Here is a 6,198-nt window from a genome sequence, read left to right on the forward strand (position 1 = left end):
ATTTAATAAAATAATATAAAGAGTATAATAATCTATCAAAAAACTGAGAAGGAGAAGATTTATGAAAAAACGACCATTTAAAGTGTTGGCTGTAGCCACTCTAGCAACACTTATTACTACCACTAACGGTAACACTATTCATGTACTTGCACAGGAAAAAACCGCTCAAGAACAAAAAGTAGGGAATTATGAGTTAGGGCCTGAAGGGCTGAAGAAGGCATTAGCTGAAACAGGATCTCATATTCTTGTAATGGATTTATACGCAAAAACGATGATTAAACAACCGAATGTAAATTTATCCAATATTGATTTAGGTCCAGAAGGTGGAGAATTAATTAAAAATATTCACCTTAATCAGGAACTGTCTCGAATCAATGCGAATTATTGGTTAGATACAGCAAAGCCGAAGATTCAAAAAACAGCACGTAATATTGTAAATTACGATGAACAATTTAAAAATTATTACGATACATTAGTAGATACTGTACAAAAGAAAGATAAGGCAGGTCTAAAAGAGGGCATAAATGATTTAATCACTACAATTGATACAAATTCAAAAGAAGTTACAGAAGTAATTAAGATGCTAGAAGCCTTCAAAACAAAACTGTACACAAATACTACAGATTTTAAAAATAATGTTGGTGGTCCAGATGGGAAAGGTGGCTTAACCGCAATATTAGCGGGAAAACAAGCACTGATTCCACAACTTCAGGCTGAAATTGAGAAACTAAGTGCTACTCAGAGAGAACATTTTGACAATGTATTAGCATGGTCAATTGGTGGTGGATTGGGAGCAGCAATTTTAGTTATTGCAGCCATTGGAGGAGCGGTAGTAATTGTTGTGACTGGCGGTACAGCAACACCGGTTGTTGTCGGTGGCCTTACGGCTCTCGGGGCAGCTGGTATCGGTTTAGGAACAGCAGCTGGTGTCACAGCATCTAATCATATGAACTCTTATAACGAAATTTCTAACAAAATCGGACAATTAAGTATGAAAGCCGATCTTGCTAACCAAGCAGTTATTTCGCTTACTAGCACAAAAGATACTTTGACATATCTATATCAGACAGTGGATCAAGCGATAATGTCTCTAACAAATATTCAAAAGCAATGGAATACAATGGGGGCCAATTATAAAGATTTATATGATAATATCGACCAAATGCAAGAACATAAACTCTCTTTAATACCTGATGATTTAAAGGCTGCTAAACAAAGTTGGAATGATATTCATAAAGATGCAGAATTCATTTCGAAAGACATCGCTTTTAAACAAGAATAGAACTAAAAATCAAAGACTATATAGGAGGAATATGAAATGATCAAAAAAATCCCTTACAAACTACTCGCTGTATCGACGTTTTTAACTTTGACAACAACTACTGTAGTCTCACCAGTAGCAGCTTTTGCAAGTGGAATTGAACAAACCAACAATGGAGATATGTCTCTTTCAGCAAATGAAGTAAAGATGAAAGAAAGCTTGAAAAAGGCTGGGTTATTTGCAAAATCTATGAATGCCTATTCTTATATGTTAATTAAAAATCCAGATGTTAACTTTGAAGGAATTACTATTAATGGATATGTGGATTTACCTGGTAGAATTGTACAAGATCAAAAGAATGCAAGAGCACATGCTGTTACATGGGATACAAAAGTAAAAAAACAGCTTTTAGATACATTGACGGGTATTATTGAATACGATACAACATTTGACAATTATTACGAACCAATGGTAGATGCGATTAATACAGGGGATGGAGATACTTTAAAAGAAGGGATTACAGATTTACGACGTGAAATTCAACAAAATCAAAAGGTTGCACAACAATTAATAGAAGAATTAACTAAATTAAGAGACTCTATTGGACAAGATGTTAGAGCATTTGGAAGTAATAAAGATCTCTTGCAGTCGATTTTAAAAAACCAAGGTGCAGATGTTGAGGCCGATCAAAAGCGTCTAGATGAAGTTTTAGGATCAGTAAACTATTATAAACAATTAGAGTCTGATGGATTTAATGTAATGAAGGGTGCTATTCTCGGCCTACCGTTGATTGGTGGTATCATAGTTGGTGTAGCGCAAGATAATTTAGGCAAGTTAGAGCCTACATTAGCAGAATTACGTCAGACAGTAGATTATAAAGTAACATTAAATCGTGTAGTTAGAGTTGCGTATAATAATATTAGTGAGATGCATTCGGCGCTTGACGATGCTATTAATGCTCTTACATATATGTCCACGCAATGGCATGATTTAGATTCTCAATATTCGGGAGTACTGGGGCATATTGAAAATGCAGCTCAAAAAGCGGATCAAAATAAATTTAAATTCTTAAAACCTAACTTGAATGCAGCTAAAGACAGTTGGAAAACATTACGAACAGATGCTGTCACATTAAAAGAAGGGATAAAAGAATTAAAAGTGGAACCTGTTACTCCACAAAAATAGGGAAATATTAACTCTGTTGCAAAGTGACCCAAAATATAGAGAGTCTATGATTACACTGTTAAACAGTAATCCGACAATTAATAAATCCTTATATAACAGAAAGGCGGAGTCTCATTAAAGACTTCGCCTTTCACATATATATAAGTTTCATCCAAATAACCGTGCAGTTTTACTTGTTTTTTAAAACTTTGCAACAGAACCGATTAATTGGGGACAGATTATAAAGATTTGCTTGATAATATCGAATCTATGTAACAACATAGATTCTCTTTAATACTTGATGATTTAAAGGCTGCTAAAGAAAGTTAGAATGATACTCATTAAAGATGTAGAACTCATTTCGAAAGACATCGCTTTTAAAGAAGAATAGAAATTGAAATCAAACCCTATATAGGAGGAATATGAAATGATGAAAAGAATTCCTTACAAAATACTCGCTGTATCAACGTTTTTAACTATGACAACTACTTATGCAGTCACACCAGTAGCAGCTTTTGCAAGTGAAATTGAACAAACTAACAATGGAGATATGTCTCTTTCAGCAAATGAAGAACAGATGAAAAAATCTTTGCAAGATGCTGTTTTATTTTTGAAATCTATGAATGAATATTCTTATTTGTTAATCAATAATCCTGATGTGAGTTTTGAAGGAATTACTATTAATGGCTATGAAGATTTACCTAGTAAAATTGTACAAGATCAAAAGAATGCAAGAGCACATGCAGTTACATGGAATACGCAAGTAAAAAAACAGCTTTTAGATACATTGACAGGCATTATTGAATACGATAAAAAATTTGAAAATCATTATGAAATATTAGTAGAGGCGATCAATACTGGGAATGGAGATACTTTAAAAAAAGGGATTACAGATTTACGGGGGGAAATTCAACAAAATCAAAAGTCTGCAAAAGCATTAATAGAAGAATTAACTAATTTAAATGAAAATATTGGACAAGATGTTAGAGCATTTGGAAGTAATAAAGATCTCTTGCAGTCGATTTTAAAAAGCCAAGGAGCTGCGGTGGAGGATGATCAAAAGCGACTAGAGGACCTTTTAGGGCAAGTAAACTATCAAAAAGATATAGAATCTAAGGGATTGGACATGGTGAAAATCCCCTTTCTTCCTACATTGATTGCTGGTGGTATAATGATAGGTGATGCAAGAGGTAAATTAGGCTGGCTAGAGCCGGAATTAGCAAAATTACGTCAGAATGTAGATTACAAAATAACATTAAATCGTGTGGTTGGAGTTGCGTTTCATAATATTAGTGATATGCATAGTGCGATTGATAATGCTATTACTGCTCTTACTTATATGTCCACGCAATGGGATGATTTAGACTCTCAATATACGGGCGTACTGGGACATATTGATAAAGCTGATCAAAAAGTGGATCAAAATAGATATAAATTCTTAATCCCTAACTTGAATGCAGCGAAAGACAGTTGGAAAACATTAAGAACAGATGTTGTCACATTACAAGAAGGGATAAAAATTGCAGAGAAAAAAGAACAGGATTTTATAAATCAGCTTCGTCCATCAAACGTTTCCTACTTTTATAAACAAATTCATAACGCATATACATTTGAAATAAAGACTGGAACAAATGCACCAAATGCGTCTTATAAAGTTATGAATTTAACTAAAAACACTGTTCATGATATGTGGAGTGGAGGACCAAATACAAATATGTGGGCTGACTGGCTTTCATTCAATCCAAAAGATGAATTTGCTGTGGTAGCAGTTGTAGATGGGAAAGAACATGTTGTATATAAAGACAAAATAGAAAATATAATGAACTAAACCCGAAAAGTTAGACAGAAAAATTATGCAGCAATTGGAGATGATACACTAAACTAGGCACTAAGTTAAGTGGAAAAGATGATTCAGAGAGTTCTGTTGCAAAGTTTTTTAATAGATAAAAAGTTTATATGATTGCAGATGGATTTTCTCTTAGCAATCTTTCGTTTTCTTTATTTAATTTTGGCTGCAATTCACTTAATAATAATGGTTTCACTTTTAATTCTACTTCCACCCTATCTTCCTCAGGAAAAGAACCTACTGATTTTACTTTAAATATAACTTTTTCCTGTAGTACAGATTCCAACTTTTTATAATAACTTTCAAATTCTAGGTCACTAATTTCATTATACGTACTGGACGTTGCATCTTTTTTAAATTCCTTTTGTAATTAATTTTTTTGTATCTAAGAGAGTATTACTTACGCTGATGTGATTTATACAAACAAGTTAGATCAACTCTAGCTTATTCTTTTTGTTTACAAGGGGTAGCGCCACATCGCTATCAAGCTAATAAAAAGAAATGCCCCTAAAATGAAAAAATGCGCTATTCTTTCTGTAGAATCATAGGAAAGGATGGCGTTTTTTATGTCTGTTTCTGTGTCTGACGAATTACAACTATTTGCTCAAGAGATTCAAAGTTTTTTATCTCCAAATACCTTACGGGATCTTGCTAGAGATGTTGGCTTTGTACAACGAACCAGTAAGTACCAAGCAAAAGATTTAGTAGCTTTATGTGTATGGTTGAGCCAAAATGTAGCTATGACTTCTTTAACTCAGTTATCTAGCTGTTTAGAAGCATCAACAGAAGTACTCATCAGTCCTGAGGGACTGAATCAACGGTTTAATAAGGCGGCCGTCCAACTTTTACAACACCTACTAGCCGAACTACTAAGGAAAAAATTGGCCGCATCTATGCCGATTTCTTCTCCATACACTTCTGTCTTCAAGCGTATTCGTATTTTAGATTCAACTGCATTTCAACTCCCGGATGTATTTTCATCGGTTTATCCAGGTGCAGGAGGATGCAGCCATACGGCTGGGATAAAAATTCAACTTGAATATGATTTGTTAAGTGGACAGTTCCTACATATTCATACAGGTCCAGGTAAACAACATGATCGCACTTACGGCTCTCTGTGTGCCCCAACTGTGACAGCGAATGATTTATGTATCCGAGATTTAGGTTATTTTCATTTAAAAGACCTTCAACATATACAAGATAAAGAGGCCTACTATATCTCTCGTATCAAGTCGAATACACGTATGTATCAAAAAAATCCTAACCCTGATTATTTTCAAGATGGAAGAATTAAGAAAGGTACAGAGTATATACAGATAGATATGGAGACTTTAATGAAATCCCTTCAACCAGGACAAACATGTGAAATGGCTGATGCTTATGTAGGAATGATTGATAAATTGCCAGCTCGTGTAATTGTTCATCGGTTAACAAAACAACAGCAACAAAAACGATTACAAGATCAAGCTGTAAGAGAAAAAAAGAAAGGAATGAAGTATTCTCCTCGTAGTAAACGACTCAGCGGTATCAATGTATATATGACAAACACCCCTACAGATATTGTCCCGATGGGACAGGTACATGACTGGTATTCTTTGCGTTGGCAAATCGAAATTTTATTTAAAACGTGGAAGTCATTCTTTCAAATTCATCATTGTAAAAAGATAAAACCAGAACGATTAGAGTGCCATTTATATGGTCAATTGATTGCCATTCTACTCTGCTCTTCTATCATGTTTCAAATGCGCCAATTGCTCCTCATGAAGAAAAAACGAGAGCTTAGTGAGTATAAAGCCATATATATGATTAAAGACTATTTTCTTCTTCTATTCCAAACTATACAGAAAAACACCCAAGAGCTATCAAAGGTGTTACTTCGTCTGTTCAATCTTCTACAGCAAAACGGACGGAAATCTCATCGATATGA

Annotated in this window: 4 protein-coding genes and 1 pseudogene; 4 read left to right on the top strand and 1 reads right to left on the bottom strand. The window is 34.2% G+C overall.

What is annotated here, in order from left to right; translation table 11 throughout:
- Positions 1-61 precede the first annotated feature (61 nt).
- From hblD to hblB, 3 genes are all read left to right on the top strand, one after another.
- A complete protein-coding gene (hblD, locus tag COI75_RS16985) occupies positions 62-1,282 on the top strand; it encodes a hemolysin BL lytic component L1 (RefSeq protein WP_098448505.1) in 1,221 nt (406 codons plus the stop codon).
- Positions 1,283-1,318: 36 nt separating this feature from the next.
- Positions 1,319-2,446, top strand: a complete 1,128-nt coding sequence (gene hblA, locus COI75_RS16990; protein ID WP_098448506.1) for a hemolysin BL binding component B — start codon at positions 1,319-1,321, stop codon at positions 2,444-2,446.
- Positions 2,447-2,852: 406 nt separating this feature from the next.
- Entirely contained in the window at positions 2,853-4,253 is a 1,401-nt protein-coding gene (hblB, locus tag COI75_RS16995) for a hemolysin BL regulatory component HblB (protein WP_098448507.1), read from the top strand.
- Positions 4,254-4,377: 124 nt separating this feature from the next.
- Here hblB and COI75_RS17000 read toward each other — a convergent pair.
- Positions 4,378-4,626, bottom strand: a pseudogene (locus COI75_RS17000) (DUF5105 domain-containing protein); the annotation flags it as partial.
- A gap of 211 nt (positions 4,627-4,837) precedes the next feature.
- Between COI75_RS17000 and COI75_RS17005 the strand changes: the two are divergent.
- Positions 4,838-6,198: IS4 family transposase (locus tag COI75_RS17005; RefSeq protein WP_098448508.1), on the top strand; the 1,361-nt coding region annotated here is incomplete at its 3' end.

This window comes from Bacillus cereus (genome assembly GCF_002564555.1).
In the GTDB taxonomy this organism is placed as follows: Bacteria; Bacillota; Bacilli; order Bacillales; family Bacillaceae_G; genus Bacillus_A; species Bacillus_A cereus_K.

What these genes read in the sequence shown, in the direction of transcription:
- hblA (WP_098448506.1), top strand. Translation starts at nt 1,319, where the DNA reads ATGATCAAAAAAATCCCTTACAAACTACTCGCTGTATCGACGTTTTTA.
- hblD (WP_098448505.1), top strand. Translation starts at nt 62, where the DNA reads ATGAAAAAACGACCATTTAAAGTGTTGGCTGTAGCCACTCTAGCAACA.
- hblB (WP_098448507.1), top strand. Translation starts at nt 2,853, where the DNA reads ATGATGAAAAGAATTCCTTACAAAATACTCGCTGTATCAACGTTTTTA.